Raw genomic sequence first — 19,010 nt, 5'->3', positions numbered from 1 at the left:
GGCGTTTACCGCCGCAGCGCTGCCCCTGTGTCGGAGCGTGTGAGCGATGCGCACCTGTCTTGCATAACACACTGATTGGAGTCGACATGTTTGACGACCACGCAAACGCACCAGCATCCCGGTGGATCAGCGTCGTGTTCTTGCGAGGCGAGGAAGCCAACGAGATGCTCGACCTGATCTCCGACAGTGGGCCGGCATCCGCCATCGAACACCTGCAGCAATGGGATTTCGGCGACGAAACCACGGACGCGGCACTCACGAATGGGTACGTGTATGACCGAATTCCCGCGGCGATCACCGACCGTACTGTCGAGGTCGGCGGCTCCCCCTACGCGCTCACGTACAGCTCGTCCTTTGGGTATGTTTCGCTGCTCCGCCGGTACTCGCCCTCTGACGACACAGCGTTCGCCTCCGAAGTAGGCACGCAAGCCATACATCCCGCTCGAGCTCGCCACGCGGATACTGGCACCTGGGCCGCCGCACGCAACCGGTCAACACCCAGCGCAGGGCACATGGTCTCACTGTGAGTGCCTCAGACGAGCGGTTACACACGGCTTCCCTCATCGAACCGCGCGGCGAACTCCCGCGCGACCGGCGCGCACGTAAGCACTCGGCCGCGCAAATTGAGGCCGACGCGCGAAGGGCCCACCAGCTCGAGGCGCGCGACCAATGGCAAACAGAACGATCCGAAGCCCACTCCGCGGCCTACCTTCCCGCTTCCGGTGACGCAGGCCCAGCGCAATTGCGGATGCCGGGGCGGCTGCGACTGCCCAAACACCAAGACACGTCGGCGACTCTCTCCGGGCACTACCCATTTCTCGCCGAGGCGGGGCTTGGCACCGCCGGCGTCTTCGTCGGGCAAGACCTCTACTCGGGTGGTGCCTTCGTCTACGACCCGTGGGTTCTCTACCAACAGGGGATGATCACCGCGCCCAACATCGTGCTCGCCGGCATCGTCGGGTCGGGCAAATCCTCGTTGGCGAAGTCCCTCTACACACGCTCGCTCCCCTTCGGCCGCCGCGTCTACGTGCCCGGCGACCCGAAAGGCGAGCACACCGCGGTTGCCGAAGCCGTCGGTGGCAAGGCGATCATCCTCGGCCACGGCCTGCGCAACCGACTGAACCCGCTGGACGAGGGGTACCGGGCGGCATCCGTCTCAGACGCCGAATGGTCGGCGCAACTTGCCGCACGTCGTCGTGAGTTGATTGGTGCGCTCGCTGAGACGGTGCTTGATCGGCCGCTCAGCCCGCTCGAGCACACCGCGATCGACCTGGCGCTGGCTGATGCTGTTCGAAACGCAGAGGTACCGATCTTGCCGATGGTGGTCGATCGCATCCTCGCCCCGAACCCGACAGATGATGAGGGCCGACTCGCAGAAGACGGCCGCCTCGTCGGTCATGCGCTGCGACGGCTCGTCGCCGGCGACCTTGCGGGGCTCTTCGATGGGCCATCCACCGTCCGCTTCGACCCCACACTTCCTATGATCTCCCTCGACCTGTCACGGGTGGCTGAGAATTCAACGCTCATCTCCGTGCTGATGACGTGCTCCTCGGCCTGGATGGAGGCCGCCCTTGCCGACCCAGCCGGCGGCCAACGCTGGGTGATCTACGACGAGGCCTGGCGCCTCATGGCCTATCCGGCGCTACTGCGCCGCATGGACGCCCAGTGGCGCCTGGCCCGACACTTCGGCATCGCGAACATGCTCATCTTCCACAAACTCAGCGACCTCGACAATGTCGGCGACTCTGGTTCCGCAATGCGCGCGCTCGCCTCGTCGCTGCTCGCGAACGCGGAAACGCGCATCGTTTACCGCCAAGAATCTGACCAGCTCGGGTCCACGGCAACCGCGCTCGGGCTCAGCGGAACCGAGCAGAAGTTGCTTCCTGCGCTGGGCATTGGTCAGGGGCTGTGGCGTGTGAAGGATCGGAGTTTCGTCGTGCAGCACCAGCTGCATCCCGACGAGCTCACGGTATTCGACACGACGGCTCGGATGACGGCTGGCATCTAGCCGGCGTGTTCGCCAGCGCGCACCTTTCATCCAGATCAAGGAGGAACTGCCATGGCGCGGAATGTGGATGAAGAACGAGAAGCGCGGATGACGCTTTCGGCGGTGTCGGAGCCGAGCGACGTCATCACCGGCAAGCTGCTCACCAAGCTCGACGCCGAACAGACTCTGCAGCTCATCACGTCGGGCGATCGGCTACCGAACGGGATTGACCCCGCGGAGGGAGAGCTATGGCGACGACGCCTCGCCCCTCGCATAGACCCGGGTCAGATCGACCGAATCCGGGCGAGTATGCACGCCCACGGCCTCCGGTTTCTGACGCCCGACGACATCGACTGGCCGGGCGAACTTCAACAACTGGGCGCCAGCGCGCCAATTGCGCTCTGGCTGAAGGGCGACGCTGGTCTGCTCTCAGCTCCGCTCCCCGGACGACTCACCGTCGTCGGTGCTCGCGCCACGACCGCATATGGCGAGTTTGTTGCAACAGAACTCACCTCAGCACTCGCGGCTCAAGGCCGCGTGATCCTCTCCGGGGGCGCGTACGGCATCGACGGATCCGCCCACCGTGCGGCCGCGGCGACCCGCTCCGGCGCGACGGTTGCCGTGCTCGCGGGTGGCCTCGACCGGCTCTATCCAACCGGTCACGAGCAGCTCTTCGAACGCATCGAGCAGAGCGGCGGCCTGCTCATCACCGAGTTGCCACCCGGTTCAGCCCCGACCAGATGGCGCTTTCTGCAACGCAATCGACTTCTCGCGGCGCTCTCGGGCGCGACGGTCGTCGTCGAGGCGGGGCACCGCTCGGGGTCGCTGAACGTCGCCGGCCACGCACACGCCCTCGGCAGACCAGTCGGCGCGGTGCCGGGGCCAGTGACGAGCGCTGCGAGCGCGGGATGCCATCGTTTGATTCGGGAAGGTATCGCGAGCCTCGTCACGGATGCGCAGGATGTGACAGATCTGCTGGATTCGACAGCAGGCTTCTCCGGCGATCGCACGTTCACGTATTCGCCACCCGGGCGATTCGGTCAGGCCGGAAGCGGCCTGGTGCTGTGAGCACGCGTTAAATCACGGCGCCGATTGCGATGAACACCTCACAGCCTCAGGGTCCGCTCGGCGATGAGCTCACCAACCTCGGTATCGGGGTCCTCCTCGGTGCAGCGATGCTCGCCCTCGTACTGCGCGTTGCCGGGGCGGTTGCTGCGTGGGCGACGGGCATCGCGCAACCGGTCGGTGGGGCGGCATCCGGAATATCGGTGCTTGCAAACCCCGGCAACCCCTCATTGGCGCTGCAGGCACCGGGCTTGAACCCGTTGGCATATTGGCTGACGGCAGGCGTTTTGGTCGGAGGGGTCTCAGCTGCGGCGATCCTTGTCTGGCGGATGCTGCGTGACTCGGGTCGTGGCGCCAAGCCCGACCCTCTGCGCATCCCCGGCATCGCAACACGCACGGATGTGACTCGAGCTGCCTCCCACAAGGCGCTGATGAAGCGAGCAACGCATCTGCGCCCGTCACTCACGCATGCGAGCCCCGGCGACATCGGCTACCGGATCGGTCACTCCCGCGGTACCGCTGTCTGGGCGAGTGTCGAGGATTCGATACTCGTCATCGGCCCGCCGCGCTCGGGCAAGGGCGCACACATCGTGATCAACGCCATCCTCGACGCCCCTGGCCCGGTGATCACCACATCGACCCGCCCGGACAACCTCACCACCACGCTGCGCGCACGGCAACGACTGGGGCCTGTGGCGGTGTTCGACCCGCAGCAACTGGCCGCTGGCATTCCCGTCGGCCTCCGCTGGTCGCCAATCCGCGGCTGCGAAGACCCACTCACCGCGATGATCCGCGCCGCGGGGCTCGCCGCAGGTACCGGGCTAGCGGCAGGCGGCGTCGACGGAGGCGGGTTCTGGGAAGCAAAGACCCGCACCGCGCTCCAGGCGCTGCTGCACGCGGCAGCTCTCGGTCGCTGCCCGCCCATTGAACTTTTTCGCTGGACGCTCGACCCGACTGCAGCTCATGACGCAGTCGCCATCCTGCTGAGCACGCCGGCGGCGGCATCCGGCTGGGCCGACTCGTTGCAAGCCATGCTCGAGGCCGACCCCCGCACACGCGACTCGATCTGGCAGGGTGTGTCACTCGCGTTGAGCGCATTGGCGGATCCCCGGGTGATGGATGCCGTCTCCCCCGGCGACGGCGAAGGGTTCGACCCCGAAGAATTCCTGCATAGCCACGGCACCTTGTACCTCCTGGCCACCGGGGCCGGAGCGAACAATTCTGCCGCGCTCGTCTCGGCTTTCGTCGAGGATCTGGTCGAGACCGCCCGCCGTATGGCCGCGAGAAGCGCCGGCGCACGCCTTGACCCGCCGCTCCTCCTCGCGCTGGACGAGATCGGTAACCTCGGTCGCTGCCAACGCTCATGGCGGAGGGCGGCGGCACGGGTATCACGACGATGCCGGTGCTGCAGTCGCTCGCGCAGGCGCGCACTAAATGGAGCGACAATGCAGCTGGCGCCATCTGGGACGCATCGATCGTCAAGATCGTTCTCGGCGGCGCATCCAACTCGCGCGACCTGCAGGACCTCTCGACGCTCATCGGCGAGCGCGATGAAACCACCGACTCGACAACGATCGGTGATCGCGGCTCCCGTTCATCGCAACGCTCGATCCGCCGTATCGCGATCATGCCGCCCGACGCGATCCGCACCCTCCCATTCGGCACCGGCCTCATCATGCTCCGCGCGGCCCCACCCGTCGTCGCACGCCTGCGCATGTGGACCGTCCGCGCCGACGCCAAAGAGCTCATAGCGAACCGTGCGGAACTTGAGGCACTGCTGCGTGCGCCGGCTCAGGAGCACTCCCCCGGGCATCCGCAAGACGACACCGAGTGATGCCGAGCCTTCGCTGACCTGATCGTCGATCGGATGCCGCGGTAGCCAGCTTCACGATGGGCTGCACGGCGCACCTACGAATAGATGCAGACCTCAATGGTCTGCCCGTCAAGGAGGTTGAGTCCAATGGCACTTCACACCCAGCAGTCGCTCTCCGGCTTCATCGCCTCGGAACCGCAACAGTCGGTCACCGAAAGTGGCGAGACACGCTTCTACGCACGCGTCGGCCAGCCACACTTCCGCCACGAAGACAGCGGAAGCTTCACCGAACTGGAGCCCAGCTTCCACGACTTGGTCACCTACCGCGCCACCGCAGACCGCACACTCACGAGGTTCGCGAAGGGCGACAGCTTCGTCGCCGAAGGCTACGTGCACACGTTCGAGGTGGAACACGGCGGCGAGGTGGTTGAGCGCGAGGAGTTCGTCGCGAAGAAGATCGGCCATGACCTCGCTCGAACGAACTATGAGGTCAATCGTCCGTGCCGCTCAAGCGCGGCGGCCGACCACGAGGTCGCGCTCGCACAGCAGGACGCCACAATCGGAGCGCCGTCGACTCACCTCGTCGCCGACTCACTCGGATTGTGAATTGAACGATGACCACGCTTCCCGACGACTGGCCACTCGACGAAAGTCGCGACCCTATCGGCGATGATGCAATCGACCCGCTCGACGGGCCACTCACCGCTGAGCCGCCGCACCCGGTCAACTGGAACTTGCTCACGGCTGACGAATCCGAAATCGAATGGGTCGAGCTCAACCGCTGGGTGAACTGGCTGCGGAAGACATACGGGCTCCCGGCGTCGATCGTTCCGCCACTGTGGCACCGGCATTCGGAGCTCGTCTGGGAGCTTTCCGCGCTCCACCTGCACTGGGTCTGCGCCTACGATCCGGACCAGCACGGCTCCGCCCCGCTCGGGTGGCACCGCGACTTCGCCGACGCTCGCCAGCGCCTCCACGACTGGGTCGCAACGTCGGGCACGCGCGTTGAGCGCGACCGCCCGACCCGGCAGACAACTTGGCCCGGTGAGGAGCCGGTTGATGCCTCCGAAGAGGTCCCGATCGTTGATCGCGACGAGGACTTCGTCCAGTTCGTCGTCGCGGACATCACGAGTCGGAGCGAAGCCGAGGCAGGCTTCTATGCGCAGTCTCCGTGAGAGGCAGCCTTCGTCAGCGTCGGATCACGCGGCTCTGTCACAAAGGTGAGACATCTCCTTGACGCGGCTGCGGCCTCCACTCGATCAGCGGGGCATCGGCAGGCACGTAGAGCGGGTGCCTAGGGTGCCCATCCTTTGTGACGCCCAGCGCGTGAAGTCTCGGCAGAAGCGTAAGCGCCCTGGCCACGCGAGCCGGGTCGGCGTTTGTGCCCCACCCCGCGATCACGGTGCCGGTGACGTCGGCGAGCACGCGATCATTTTCCGGTCCCACCGGATCAGTCGCGACCATCATCACTTTCGGGTCCTTGGTGCGGAATGCGTACAAGTTGAGGATCACCATGCCGCCGCACCCCTCACGCTTTGCGAAACCGATGCACCGCCGCAGTGTCGGGTCTAATTGAACCGCGTCGGCTGTGCTCGGGTTGAGCAGCACGAACGTGATCATCGGCAGCGCCGGTTCCCATACGCGGGTCAACGTGTAACGGTACTGGTCACGAATGTCTGCGGTGGCGGAAACAAACTCAGGCATCGGGCCTCCTTCAGCCAGATCCTAGTGACTAGTGGCGACATCGGGCCAGGCACGGAGCCGATGTCGCTCGGGACCCAGTGCGACTGCGGCGATGCCTGACGGCCCCACCTTGGGTATCGTCCCCAGCTGACTCGCCAAAGGTATCGCCGCCTGGACGACGTCGCCCGCGGTCCCGGTCACCGATCGAGTGTATGGAGGTGCTCGATTCTGCGGGTAGCGGCGTGAGTCGCCGCATGAGAGTGGAGGCACTGGCCGTGGGGTATCGAACTCCGGAGTTAAAGTCATTCGGCAGGCGGACTGCAGCCCCGGTATCAGTGGTCGGAATCCTACGGAGGGCGATTCACCCGTGCTGCCCGCGCAAGGATCCCTCATCGCCTACGACCATTGGGACCCACCCATCTAGGCAATGATGTTCAGATGAACGATTCCAGGGACGCTGCGTACGAGGCAGTCGACCAGCTTGCGCTTTGGTCCTGATGGACACCCTTTGCGGATGCCGCACCGGTGGCGCCGCGGTCGCCCGGGGTTTATCAGATGCGCGTGCCAGATGGCACTGTCGTTTACATCGGCATGGCAGGCGAGCGTAAGGGTAAGGGCATTTGGGGCCGACTCTCCATGTACAGGCGTGGCAGAGGCGCGGTCAGCGGTTTCGGAGAAGCCGCACTCGACCGAGCACTCTCCGACGTTGCATTCATCGAGGATCATCTTGAGGCTGTCCGTTTTGGACAGATTACCCGAGCTTCAGCTTGGGCACGCGACGCAATCGCCTGGACGAATGTCGAGATTCGGTGGGCCGCATGCGAGACTGCGTCCGAGGCCGTTGCGCTGGAAGACGAGGCGGTGCGACTCCTCAAACTGCATGGGATCTGGAACCGAGCGGCAATCTGTGACAGGAAGCCACCACCCGTCGACCTCGATCTTCTGGCAATCAATTTTCAGACTGTTGGCGATGGTGGAACGGTCAAGGGTTTATCACGCGAGCTTGGCTATAACGACAATGGGCGGGCGGTCCGAGTTTTGCTCCGAAAGGGTTTCCCAGACCATATTGTAAATCTCTCCTGGGATCCGCTTTCAGCCGAGGCGATCGCGCACGTCCGAGCGAACCTTTCCCCAAGACGCTGAAGCATCCGGCGCGGACAGGTGATCCGGGTCGAATGTTGACTCCGATGGCGTTGTTGTCATAGGGCGACACGCCGCCCTCTGACGGATCCCTATCCGGGCACCTACCATGTCATCATCAGATGGTGAATCATGCGGCGAGCGATGACCGGACGCCCGAGACGGGAACGCCCGAGACGCGGGGCATGGCAGATCTCGAGTCGGCGATCCGGATCGCCCGCACGGAGTTCGCTAAGTTCAGCCGGTCCATTGCGGTTGTCGTGCAGCGCGATCTCGGGATCGTCGGCATGGGACTCCTCGCGCTCGTCACGAGAGCTCAGGGGTTCCACGACGGCGCGCTGCATGCCCTCGAGGCAAACAATCCATATGCGACGTTTCCTTTGATCCGCTGCTATGCGGAGAACGCTGCTGCGCTGGTTTGGGTGCTGGATCATCCCGGAGACATCGGGCGCCTTTCAGCCTTGGCCGCGCAAGACGAACGATTCGCAATCGGGCGTCTCGTCGCAAACGCGGCAAAACGTGCGCCCGGATTCAAGGACGTATACGAGCAGTTGTCTGAGTTCACCCATCCCGTTGCATCTGGGTTCACGCAGCCGTTTCGCGCGACGTCGGACGAAAGCAGCTTCAGATGGTCATCTGTACCGTCGTTCGGAGCCGATGAAGACAAGATAACGGCGTGCTTCTGGTTGGTCGAACTGACCGAGATGCACGCCGATGTCTGGCCCCGAGCTTACCGCGCAACGATGAATGAGGAGGCGGTGGCAGGTTTAAGCACGCCAGTTCGCGAGGTAGGGAAGAATGACATCGAGCGCGACTAGGGAGATTTGCGCCCCCGAAAATCTGGCATACCTGTCCGCGGACGAACGCCGCGGACGTGAGCGAAGCCAGCGTGAGCGACTACTCCGGACACCCATGCCGGTCGAGGTGGCGATGTGAGCAACTCAGTTCCCAACGGGCCTCTCGAGGTCGGATCACCTGAGTGGTGCGCCCGACTCCTGCGTTCGACAATGAACGACACCGTACATCTGTTAACGGAGTTGCTCGCGGTCGCAGGCGATGGCGTCGAAGGGGCGCCGCGCACGGTCCTTCGTGAGTTCGTCGCTGTTCAGCAGCACGCTGAGTTCCTGGGCGCTGTCGTTATGCAGAGCAAGATCGACATGGAGCGCTCGATCCGCGCTGTTGCTGATCTCGTTAACGGGATCATCACCCTTTTTGAGTGTGGCGGCAGCTCAGTGGTGAGCGCGATGGTTCTCGTGCGATCCGCAGGCGAGTCAATCATGCGGTTCTGTCATATCCACGATCCGAATGTCCCGCCGGCACAGACGCTCCTACGGATGGCGGCGTATCAGATTGAGTCGGTCGAAGATGGCCTCCGCACTGCGGAGGCCTTCGGCACGCACGGTGAGGAAGATGCGCGGGACGCGCGCGAGAAGATCACGATTATGCACGAGAACTTCACGAGCAACGGCATCGAGCTGCTAGCGAGTCAGCGACGACCCGAGTTCACGGTCAACTTGAGTCTCGATGGCGTCACCGAGAACGTGAACGTCAACTTGACCGATGCCTACCGGCGGTACCTGCAGGTGGGCTCCTGGGATTGGGCATTGGGGTCGGGTGCCACGCACGGCCGAGGATGGTTCCTACCCAACATCGTAGGCACATTCGACGAAGCACCATTGATGAACCGCAAAGAGGTAGCGATCACAGTGATGCTGCAGATCCTCGAGGTTGCGACCGCACTCGCTGTCGCTGCGGGAGGCCACACCGGCACCGATACCAACGAGTATCAGCGCAAAGTCCACCAGCGCCGGATCGGGGCTACCGCGGTGGATCGTGAACAGCCCGGTCACGCGGTGGGCCATCGCGAATATGGGCGGAGACAAGTCGCGCCGTCGTTCCCGTTGGGTACCAATGGGGAGAGCTTTGCAGTGCGTCCCTGACGCGAACTCGGTTCGGTCTCAAAGCTATGCGAGCGTCGCGCCAGCCGAAGTGCTCTTGTCAGTCCGAGGTTGCCGCGGCCATCAGGTCCGACGCTTTCGTCTCGTCGCTGAGCGGCTTTCGGGCGAGATCTTCGAATCATGCTCGCGTCGACGAACTGGAGCTCTCGAGGATTTGCCTCGGGGACAACAGGACGTTAGCCTCGCTGGGCTGAGGCCGCAGCCGCACCGCGGTCGTTCGCCCAGGCATACTCACCGCAAGGCTTGATGACAGCGTGGGCGGACACTCGATGGAGGATCCGCTTCCGTAGGAGACAATTCGCAGGTGCCCGTTTCGTCATCTAGCGCTACCGGTAGACCTGCTGCGCTAAACGTGGCCATTCGTCACGCACGGCTTCGAGGTCAGCCTCCGGCAGAGCCCACTCTTGCTTTGCGGAACCGTCGTCGGCCCAGAAATACACACATTACGTGGGATCGTCGATCCGCGTAGTTTGATCGCTCGGATCGATGGGGACTGCTTTTCATGCGTAAACCGTACCTGCCTGCTATGGGAAGTATGTGCCGTAGCAGATCCCGCAGTGGGCGCGGTGCACATCGCACCCGATTCTGCACCAGTATGAGTCCATGGAGAGTTCGACCGTTATGACACGTCAGCTTCTGACCGTGCGCCGGGTGGCCTGAACGTGGCGACGCCAGCAGACGGCTCGTGGCTTCCCGAACACCAGAATCACGCATTCTTCACCACCGCCCACATCGACGGCATAATCAACAGTCTGTCCGCGACTTTGGAGCGCTACCAGCGCAACAGCCCGGTACAGCTCGCTCGGCGCTTCACCGAAACTGAGGAACAGTTGGTTCTTGAGGGCATCCGTCCGCTGCCTCAAGCCGCCGCTCGCCTTTTCGCCGATGCCCTGAATCAGGCGCGCAACTCCGTCGAGCACGCGCTGTTCGCCGAAGTGCTGCATCGACTCAACCGCCCGCTCACCCCCGATGAGTCACGAGCAATCGAGATTCCTGCGTTCGACGAAATCGATAAGTTTCAGAAATGGGCGAAGAGTAAACACCGCCTTTCGACAGGTTTATTTGAGCCCGGTGCTGACCTCTACGAGCGCGTTCTGCGCCTGCAGCCGTTCCAGCGCCAGAACCCTCACCATCACCCGCTCTGTCTGCTCGCTGAGCATACGAACTTCGCGAAGCATCGAGAGCCAACTGTTGCTTTCACTCGAGTCGCGCGGTTCGATTTCGACGCGAATATTACGAGCAGGCCTGTGGGTGAACGTGATGTCGCCGAGGTGGGCGACGTGCTGGCGGCCGTACCCATTGGTCAGCGTGAGACGTTTTCGGTATGGCCCGAGGTAGCAGTGCAGCGCCCGCACACTGGAGAGTGGCAGACACTCATGCGAGAGGCAGGGGAAATTGCCGACTGGGTGCGGCGGCAAGCTCTACCCATTCTCATCGCCGGCACGACCGATCTTCCGCCCATACCGCCAGCGCTTGACATCAGCGTTGCGTACGGCAGCATCGACGCTGCATGGCGGGCAGCGGGTGTGACGTCTGCGGCCAAGCGTATGCAGAACCGCATTGGCGGCGAACAACTCCGCGGCACCGTGCTGGAGATGATGATTGATCTTTTCGGAGCTGAGTCGCGGCGGGCATTCGACGCCTGGCTGGATCGCATGAACGACGAGACCGTGATGGAGAAATTTTGGGACGTTCTCCAGTCGACCTCCCGAGGTGATCTTGTTTCGTACTCCCGCGCAGCCGAAAAGTGGGCAGCAGAGGCCGGCGTTCAGCCCTCCCCTATTGTCTGAGTATGTGCTCGTAAGGCGGTCGTAATGCGGACACTCGCCCGTGGGTTGAAGGTTGTAGCTCCGTAGAACGGCTGTGATCCCCGTTTGACCAGCCCAAGATTCGGCCTGAAGTCGGGGCGTCCTATGCGCGAGGTCGGTACGTACAGCCGATCGAGTTTCAACATCAGAAAGCTGAGAATGCCGCGGCATGGCACCATAATTTGGGCCACCATTTACTCTTCCAGGTCGTCCTGATTGAATCCGCACGTAACCGGCAGCGCGACCCACCCACCACGGCGGGCGATTCAACAGAATTCCTCGACCTGCTAGCGGTCAGGCTTCGGCACATCGCCGAAGTATGGGACTCGATTGCCGCCGCGCCTGCCTATTCCTCATCTCGCGCAAACGCCCGATCGAGAAGCTCCGCTGTCGCGGGGTTCACCAGCTCGCGGCGCTGGATGTAATGCTGAATGGTGATCTTCGTGTCGGTGTGCCCGAGCAATTCGGCGGCGAGTTCGACACTCGCGTTGTCGTTGATGGCGGTCGCCACCGTGCGGCGGAACATGTGTGGCGTGATGCCGGCGATGCCGCCGCGTTCGAGCACCTGCCGCATCTGACGCCGCACATTCGTAGTACTGAGCGGCGTCCCCTCGCGTGATTGGAACAGCAACGCGTCCGGATCATGATCACGCGTCACGGCCAGCCGCCGCCGCACTGCCTCGGCGGTGAAAGACGGCAAAGCGACGATGCGCCTCGACTTTGCCGTCTTGGGGTGGTCCTGTCGGAACGTCGCCTCACCGTTGCGGCTGATGATCGTTCCGGCGATTCGAATGGTCGGTGTGCTCCCGGTGACATCGACGTCGCAACGACGGATCGCCAGAGCCTCACCGATCCGCGCCGAAGTGCCGAGCATGATTTCCACGATCGCGCCAAGTTGCCCGTCGGGTTTCGGCCCGGAGACATGATCGACGCCAGACTCCCAGTGCGCAATCACGGCGCGGATTGCGTTCACTTCCCGCGTGGTCAGCGCGTCAGGCATGCGTGCTTCGCGGTGGAGCCGCGAGACGTGATCCATCGGGTTCCGCGGCAGCACTTCATGGCGCACCGCAAGCTCGAGAGCGAGGCGCAAAACGACGCGGGCCTGCTTGGCCCGGTTATACGACTGCTGGGCGAGCATCTTGATGAACTGGTCGCAGCGGGCCACCCCGATCTCGCGAAGAGTCAGCGAAGCAAACACCGGCAGCACGAGGGTACGCATATTGCGTTCGTACAGAATACGCGTTGTCTTGGAGATCCGATTCTCTAGATCAATGTCTTGCAGCCAGTACGCGACAAGGTCAGGGAACGGGCTGTCAGGTGTCAGGTGGCTGGACGCAGGCTGGAACAGATTCCGCCCCGCCAGCTTCTCTTTCAGCGCGCGTTCTGCGGCCTTGGCCGTGTCACCGTTTGCCGAGACTTGGCGCGCACGGCCATCCCAGTCGCGGTACAGGGCGCGGGCCTCGAACCGGCCGGACGGTGTGGCCCTGGTGGTGAGGTCGCCGAAGGTGCCGATGCTCAGTCGGGGACGCGACATTCAAACCACCGCCGTTCGGGTGACGCGAGCAGTCATGCCCGCTCCCGTTGCTCGGCCACCCAGGCCCGCACGTCTGAGACGGCGAACTTCAAGTGTTTGCCGAAACGGTACGCGGTCGGGCCCTTGCCACGGGTACGCCAGTCGTAGACCGTCGACACCGGCACGCCGAGGTAGTCGGCCAGCTCGTGCACGTCCCAGAGCGGCTCCAGCCCCCACGCATCGTTGGGGGCGGCCGAAGACGTATTCCGCAGAATCTCGTGTTCGTTCATACCGAGAAGGTGCGTCTGCCCTGCCTGGGCGATCGCAAGCGACAGGCACTATCAGCGCCGTGTCGGAGAGCATTCCCAAAAAGGCGGTGCCGGAGAGATGAAAACGGTGAGTTTTCGGTGAGTGGTTCAATTTCTTAACCTTAAAAGTCCCGGAAACCCTTGAGTTTCCGGGACTTTTTGGTGGGCTGTTCGCGAAACCCGTCAGGGTGCGGAACTGAGGCTGCCACAGGCTGCCTTTTCCTACGAGTCGGTGCCCATTTTCCTACGACCTGAGTTGCAGCTTGACTCAGGCTTCAATGAATAGGGCGTGCTCCCGTGACTCAAGCAGATATCCGTTCATTTGCGATTGTCGCCAGGCTTGCCCAAGCATGCTCTCGGCGGTGCCTCCAACGCTGTTGATTGCCGGAGATGCGCCAATCGCAAGCTACGCTCAAAGTTGTGACCGAAGACGAAAGCGCAGCCATTCCAGAGAGCCTCGCCTGGCACTACACGTCTTCCTCCGGGCTCCGCGGAATTATCGAAACGAATTCGCTTCGCGCGACATCCGCAGCATTTATGAACGATGCAAATGAGTTGAAGACTGGCGTGGGAGCGTTGAAGAAGGCCTACGAGCGGTTGAAGTCCACACTCGCTGACGACGAGAGGGGCCTTGTGGAGAGGGGAGGGCTGCTCCGCGAGTCTGCAGTCTTTGACTCGTTCCTGGTTTCGGCTTCGCTCGACGGCGACCTACTTACGCTTTGGCGCTACTACGGGAACGACAGCGTGGCCTACTCTGTTGGATTTGACCGGGACGTACCGCTACAAGCTCGCGAACAGGTTGGAGGAGACCAGCATCCGTCCCCTCCCCCCGGCTATCACGACCGCGAGTGGGAGATGATTGAAGGTCAGCGGTCGTTTACCGAACCAGACCCCGACTATGTCGGTGTCTTCGGTGGGAACTGGCGCCCAGTGACATATGTACATCGCGACGGGAGCGAGGCTCATGCCGAATACATCCGCAAATACATCGGACGACGTCAGTACAACGATGGCCTCAACCGCTTCTTTTTCGATGTGGGTGCCTTTGCTGATAGCCCTATCAACCTCGAGAAAGACAATGGTTTTAGCGACGAGCGCGAAATCCGAATTATCGTGGACGTCAACCCCGCTTGGAAATTCGTGAAGTTCCGTGAGAATCAATATGGGCTTGTTCCGTATATTGAACTTGCTTCTGGCTCGTCCGTGGAAGCTTTCGTCCCTATTGGACCTCAGCTACGCCTTCCAATTCGCCACATAATGGTCGGCCCTACCTCAACGCCTGAAATTGCAAAACGAGCCCTCCGGCTCTTTCTGGACAATAACGGCTATGGCGATGTGACGATTGGCTCGAGTGAGATTCCATTTCGTTAAGCGATGTCTCCCCGGCCGCGCTCACTCAGCAAACTCTGCACGAAATGGGCCTCGGGTTCAGCGGCCGCGTACAAGGTTCGGTTGCGCCCCCGTCCGATGACTGGGTTGACCAGCACCACCGACTGCCATGTTCCGAATCAAACTTCGTCGGAAAGCGTATACCCGGAGCTATGTGGCGTTTACTTCCACTTTGACAACCGCACAGAGGTCAATGAGTTTGTCCTCTCCGGCAGCCTGGTCTCCGAATATCCAAGCGTAGGTGGGGTCGACCTCAAAGTCTGATGCCTCCACTTTGTCGCCAAAAAGCACGTAAACCGTGTCGGTGTTGCACTTCTTACTCATGTACGCGATGCCGTCGAAACCTTCCCCATGTGCGGCTGCAGCCCACAGGACAGTCTCCCCGTACGTCGAGGCGGGCGTGTCCGTGACATCGGTGTTCTCAAGTCCCAAACGGTGCAGCCCGAGCCCCATCAGCGACGCCAAATGCAATGGTCGCCGGGTCACCAATCGTGAGGCAGCTCTGCCTTCAAAAGTTGGGCGGAAGAGCTTTCCACCGACACGGTGTGTGTGATCAACTCTTTGTAGGCCGTTTCGGCGCTGGATTCCTGCCAAGTTAGTGGCTGGTTTCCTGCCAAAAGAGCGCTAAGAATCAGGCCAGCAACTCCCCGCCGCGACGATGGGTTCGGGGACTGCGCGAGATTGAGATCACCCGGTGGCCGAGGCCGTCTCCAAAGCGATGGAGACATGGGCCCGCCACCGCCCAGATAGGTTCCTTACGGCGTGTCTACTGCCAAGCGGTCGCGCCGGAAGGAACCAGGAAGCAGATGACGGTACCCATGTCCGTGCAAGAAAATATCAGAACACTCGATTCCCAAGGAATCACGGGCCGTGAAATCGCCCGCCGGTTGGGAGTCAGCCGCGACGCGGTGGTGAAATACGCCGGCCAACTGGACTACTCACCGAGGCCGCCAGCGCCGGTGGCCAGGCCCGCCGGCTCGGCCATGACCGGGTTCGAAGCGACCGTTGAAAAGTGGTTGGGCGAGGACCAGCGCCGGCCGCGCAAGCAACGGCATACGGCCAAACGGGTCTTCGACCGGTTGGTCGCCGAGCAGGCTTTCACCGGCAGTTATTCGCCGGTGCAACGCTTCGTGAAGAAGTGGAACGCCCTCCACCGCCAGGCCGGTGAGGGCTTTACCGAACTGGTCTGGCCCGCCGGCACCGCGCAGGTCGACTTCGGGCAGGCCGAGGCCATCATCGGCGGAACCCGGCAGGTCCTACACATCTTCGTCGTCACGTTCCCGTTCTCGAACATGCGCTTCGTGCAGGCCTACCGCGGCGAAACAGCTGAGTGCGTTTGCCACGGGCTACGCACCGTGTTCGAGCACATCGGCGCCGCACCCCGGCACCTGGTCTTCGACAATGCCACCGGCATTGGCCGACGCGTGGGCACCAAAGTCGTCGAGAGCACACTGTTCGGCGCGTTCAAACTGCACTACCGATCCGAGTCCCGGTACTGCAATCCGTATTCCGGCCACGAGAAGGGCAACGTCGAGAACGCGGTCGGGTTCCTCCGCCGCAACCTGATGGTCCCCGAGCCCGAAGCGGCCACACTGCAGGGCCTGAACGCGGTCCTGATGGCGCGGTGCCTGGCGTTAGCGCCGGCGTTGCACTATCGCAAGGGCCTGCCCGTGGGCGAGCTCTTCGCCCAAGACGTCGCCGCGTCTCTGGCACTGCCCGGCGTGGGGTTTGACCCGGTGCGATACGAGTCCCGCACCGCCGACAAGACCGGGAACCTGCTCATCGACGGGAACACCTACGCGGCCGGGTCTGCCTTCCACAGCCGCACCCTCACCATCGGGCTCCGCCACGACGTCGTCGAGATCCTCGACGAGCACGCCACACCCGTCCGCTCCCTCCCGCGCGCGTTCGGGAGGCAGACGGAGACGATCTTCGAACCGGCCGCCCTGCTGCCATTACTGGTGACCAAGCCCGGAGCCTGGGGGCATTCCCAGCTCCGACCGTTGGTCCCCGAGCCGGTTCGCGACTGGCTCGACACAGCTACCGCCACCAATCGGCGCCGACTGCTCAGCGCCGTCGATGCCGCGTCGGGATCGGCCGGTTTCGACGCCGCTATCACTGCTGCTGACCTGCTCATCCAGCGCGGAGATATCCCCGAGATCGCCGCACTGGGCATGCTCGCCCGGCGCTTGGCCGACGGCACCACCCCGGCAGCGGAAAACGTGGACCTGAGTGTTTATGACATCTTCACCAGCGTCAACACCGTGACGGGAGAAATAGCATGAGCCTCGTCACCGTGCAGGACATCATCGAGACCGGCCGTCAGGCGTCGCTGACCAACACCGTGCTGGCCGAATGGGCAGAGAAAGGCACCCCGAAGCAGCGTGAGTACCTGCACGGGATGCTCCTCGCCGAGCACGAATCCCGGCAAGCATCACGCCGCCAACGACTGTTGAGCGCCGCCCGGCTCCCGGCGTTGAAATCACTCACAGGTTTCGACTACTCCAACGTCAAGTTCCCCGAAGACTACGGCCGGGAAGAGCTGACGTCGTTAGAGTTCATCAACAGGGCCGAGGACCTCGTCCTCTACGGCGATGTCGGCACCGGCAAAACCCACCTCGCCAGTGCTCTGGTCGCCGCCGCCTGCCAGCAAGGGATCCCGGCACGCTTCTTCACTACCTCGTCACTGGTTTTGCAACTACGCCGCGCCAAAGACGAAGGCCGCCTCGATCGGGAACTGGCCAACATAGCCAAAAATCGATTACTCGCAATTGACGAATTCGGCTACTTGCCGATCGATACCGAGGGCGCCCGGCTCCTGTTCCAAGTCATCGCGGACGGTTATGAAAAAAGAAGCCTGATCATCACCACAAACCTCGAGTTCTCCCGCTGGGGAACGGTATTCGGCGACGACAACATGGCCGCAGCCGTCATCGACCGCATCGTCCACCACGGTCGCCTCCTCCAGTTTCGCGGCGAGTCCTACCGCGTCAAACACGCCCTCATGAAATAGCCCCGGCCCAAAAAACCGGCCGTTGAGGCCGCCGTGCTCAACTGGCCGGAAACGGTGCCGCACTGGCCGGTTAATTAGCGCTGAAATGGCCGGCTTCAAGTTGACAAAACACAGACACGGGGAAGGTCATGCAGGAGCGACTCGCAGACTGCCGCTGCTTCAGTGTCGGCCGCGTAAAGTACCGGCACGGTCGGGTCGCCAAAGAAGGCAAACCGAGTGGGCTTCCCGCTCCCTGGGTTGAATGCGTTGCCCGCTCGCTGTCGGCTATGAACACGGTAGAGCTCATGACCCACTGGAAGTTCAAACGGCAGAGCGTCCAGCGGGTTTGGAGGAACCGGTACTACCACTCAACACCCCAGCTGTTTTGAGCGATGCCCAGAACTAATTCGGCGTCGTCCAGAAAGTCGACAGGGCGGCCATCATCGGGCAGATACGTTGTCGGGCTGCAAAGCCACAGGGCAATCTCGGATGGTTTCCAGTCGTACTTCGCGCCCAACGCAATCAGCGGCGCGATGACCGGCTTGACTGTTCCGTGAACGTGGTCAAACTGGAACCCGGGGTACACGAACGCGTTCAGTCGAGGGAAGCTGAGCACCCGCCCCTTCTTCCGCTGGTCGGACGCGAATGCCCCCTTCTTCGCTTTCGACCCGAGCGCTTCGGCCAGACCTGACCTGTCCAGCAGACCAAACTCATCTTCGATTGCACGGATGCTGTTCTCAGTGGATTGCAGGGCCCGAGCAATGCTTGGCGATACCGTGCCGGGTAGCTTCACCATCGCACCTCGAAGCGCGTCGACATTTGCCTCGGACTTCAAAAGCTCGATGATACGTTCGACCGCTCGTTCGGGCACATCCAAGCCTTCGTCCCGGAGCGCCTTTATGACGACTTCGACCATTTGGCTCACTTGTTCAGGAGGCAACTCGACCGCGAGCTCGACTCGGCTTCGCAGGTCAAGAAGCACGGTCCTTCTGCCTTTTCCGCTCCCTGAGGTAACTAGGAACTGAGAGGGGCCCAGAGGGTTGTAGTTCGGTACGACTTCCTGCAGCTTGATAATCTCGACTTGCGTATCCACCAATTTCAAGACCTCGAGAAAATCTGACGTACCCTCGTCATCCGCGGCAAGGATATTGCCAGCGGGCTTCTGCGGATGCGTAGCGGCTGTCATGAAAAAACCTCCGTTTCCTACGTTTTATAATACTGTTTGGTTCGTAGTCTCGATGGTTTCTCGATGCGATTCTCAGCCTCATGTCCCGCAGACGCTGAATCACTTCCGGCGGCTTGAAATTCTAGCCGAGTGCCGATGGCGCGGGCGCCCGCCTAACGGCAAGACGGA

At 62.5% G+C, this 19,010-nt stretch carries 18 protein-coding genes and 1 pseudogene; 13 read left to right on the top strand and 6 right to left on the bottom strand.

Translation table 11 applies throughout. The features are described 5' to 3' along the window. The first annotated feature begins 86 nt into the window (after window positions 1-86). The 6 genes and pseudogenes from HNR05_RS01515 to HNR05_RS01490 all read left to right on the top strand — a co-directional run bounded on the left by HNR05_RS01515 (window position 87) and on the right by HNR05_RS01490 (window position 6,040). Complete coding sequence (locus HNR05_RS01515; protein WP_179577411.1) at window positions 87-527, top strand: hypothetical protein; 441 nt, start codon at window positions 87-89, stop codon at window positions 525-527. Further along, window positions 524-2,008 (top strand): ATP-binding protein, encoded by a 1,485-nt coding sequence (locus HNR05_RS01510; RefSeq protein WP_179577410.1) that lies wholly within the window; start codon window positions 524-526, stop codon window positions 2,006-2,008. Before HNR05_RS01515 ends, HNR05_RS01510 begins: the two co-directional genes overlap by 4 nt. Before the next feature lie 51 nt (window positions 2,009-2,059). After that, window positions 2,060-3,055: a DNA-processing protein DprA gene (dprA, locus tag HNR05_RS01505; RefSeq protein ID WP_179577409.1), complete on the top strand. Its 996-nt coding sequence runs from the start codon at window positions 2,060-2,062 to the stop codon at window positions 3,053-3,055. Between the two features lie 29 nt (window positions 3,056-3,084). After that, a pseudogene (locus tag HNR05_RS01500) lies at window positions 3,085-4,886 on the top strand (type IV secretory system conjugative DNA transfer family protein). 126 nt (window positions 4,887-5,012) lie between these two features. Next, the gene (locus HNR05_RS01495; protein WP_179577408.1) at window positions 5,013-5,471 is read left to right on the top strand and encodes a single-stranded DNA-binding protein; all 459 of its coding nucleotides are present in this window, start codon (window positions 5,013-5,015) and stop codon (window positions 5,469-5,471) included. Between the two features lie 8 nt (window positions 5,472-5,479). After that, complete coding sequence (locus HNR05_RS01490) at window positions 5,480-6,040, top strand: hypothetical protein (protein WP_218868781.1); 561 nt, start codon at window positions 5,480-5,482, stop codon at window positions 6,038-6,040. 37 nt (window positions 6,041-6,077) lie between these two features. Here HNR05_RS01490 and HNR05_RS01485 read toward each other — a convergent pair whose 3' ends face one another. Then, complete coding sequence (locus tag HNR05_RS01485; protein ID WP_179577407.1) at window positions 6,078-6,569, bottom strand: DUF1643 domain-containing protein; 492 nt, start codon at window positions 6,567-6,569, stop codon at window positions 6,078-6,080. 540 nt (window positions 6,570-7,109) lie between these two features. Between HNR05_RS01485 and HNR05_RS01480 the strand changes: the two genes are divergently transcribed. The 4 genes from HNR05_RS01480 to HNR05_RS01465 all read left to right on the top strand — a co-directional run bounded on the left by HNR05_RS01480 (window position 7,110) and on the right by HNR05_RS01465 (window position 11,436). Then, a complete protein-coding gene (locus HNR05_RS01480; RefSeq protein ID WP_179577406.1) occupies window positions 7,110-7,691 on the top strand; it encodes a hypothetical protein in 582 nt (193 codons plus the stop codon). 182 nt (window positions 7,692-7,873) lie between these two features. Further along, window positions 7,874-8,506: a hypothetical protein gene (locus HNR05_RS01475; protein WP_179577405.1), complete on the top strand. Its 633-nt coding sequence runs from the start codon at window positions 7,874-7,876 to the stop codon at window positions 8,504-8,506. A gap of 189 nt (window positions 8,507-8,695) precedes the next feature. Next, on the top strand, window positions 8,696-9,628 hold the full coding sequence (locus HNR05_RS01470) for a hypothetical protein (protein WP_179577404.1): 933 nt from the start codon (window positions 8,696-8,698) through the stop codon (window positions 9,626-9,628). A 680-nt stretch (window positions 9,629-10,308) separates the two neighbouring features. After that, window positions 10,309-11,436 (top strand): hypothetical protein, encoded by a 1,128-nt coding sequence (locus HNR05_RS01465; protein ID WP_179577403.1) that lies wholly within the window; start codon window positions 10,309-10,311, stop codon window positions 11,434-11,436. 364 nt (window positions 11,437-11,800) lie between these two features. Here the strand turns inward: HNR05_RS01465 and HNR05_RS01460 are convergent, their stop codons facing one another. Continuing rightward, window positions 11,801-12,988 (bottom strand): tyrosine-type recombinase/integrase, encoded by a 1,188-nt coding sequence (locus HNR05_RS01460; RefSeq protein WP_179577402.1) that lies wholly within the window; start codon window positions 12,986-12,988, stop codon window positions 11,801-11,803. Window positions 12,989-13,020: 32 nt separating this feature from the next. Next, complete coding sequence (locus HNR05_RS01455; protein ID WP_179577401.1) at window positions 13,021-13,257, bottom strand: helix-turn-helix transcriptional regulator; 237 nt, start codon at window positions 13,255-13,257, stop codon at window positions 13,021-13,023. Between the two features lie 438 nt (window positions 13,258-13,695). Here HNR05_RS01455 and HNR05_RS01450 point away from each other — a divergent pair, with 438 nt between their 5' ends. Then, entirely contained in the window at window positions 13,696-14,646 is a 951-nt protein-coding gene (locus tag HNR05_RS01450) for a hypothetical protein (protein WP_179577400.1), read from the top strand. A gap of 168 nt (window positions 14,647-14,814) precedes the next feature. Here the strand turns inward: HNR05_RS01450 and HNR05_RS01445 are convergent, their stop codons facing one another. Next, entirely contained in the window at window positions 14,815-15,150 is a 336-nt protein-coding gene (locus HNR05_RS01445) for an RES family NAD+ phosphorylase (RefSeq protein WP_343062672.1), read from the bottom strand. Window positions 15,151-15,482: 332 nt separating this feature from the next. Between HNR05_RS01445 and istA the strand changes: the two genes are divergently transcribed. Together istA and istB are read left to right on the top strand one after the other, a co-directional pair. Next, window positions 15,483-16,949: an IS21 family transposase gene (gene istA / locus HNR05_RS01440; RefSeq protein WP_179580434.1), complete on the top strand. Its 1,467-nt coding sequence runs from the start codon at window positions 15,483-15,485 to the stop codon at window positions 16,947-16,949. Next, entirely contained in the window at window positions 16,946-17,677 is a 732-nt protein-coding gene (istB, locus tag HNR05_RS01435) for an IS21-like element helper ATPase IstB (RefSeq protein WP_179577398.1), read from the top strand. Before istA ends, istB begins: the two co-directional genes overlap by 4 nt. Before the next feature lie 95 nt (window positions 17,678-17,772). On the opposite strand, the gene HNR05_RS18025 is transcribed toward istB, so the two are convergent. Further along, complete coding sequence (locus HNR05_RS18025) at window positions 17,773-17,970, bottom strand: RES domain-containing protein (protein WP_179577397.1); 198 nt, start codon at window positions 17,968-17,970, stop codon at window positions 17,773-17,775. A gap of 47 nt (window positions 17,971-18,017) precedes the next feature. Then, on the bottom strand, window positions 18,018-18,842 hold the full coding sequence (locus HNR05_RS01425) for a hypothetical protein (RefSeq protein ID WP_179577396.1): 825 nt from the start codon (window positions 18,840-18,842) through the stop codon (window positions 18,018-18,020). Window positions 18,843-19,010: the final 168 nt, after the last annotated feature.

The sequence above is a fragment of the Leifsonia psychrotolerans genome (genome assembly GCF_013410665.1).
GTDB lineage: Bacteria > Actinomycetota > Actinomycetes > Actinomycetales > Microbacteriaceae > Cryobacterium > Cryobacterium psychrotolerans_A.
This window is presented reverse-complemented; position numbering and strand designations above follow the sequence as displayed.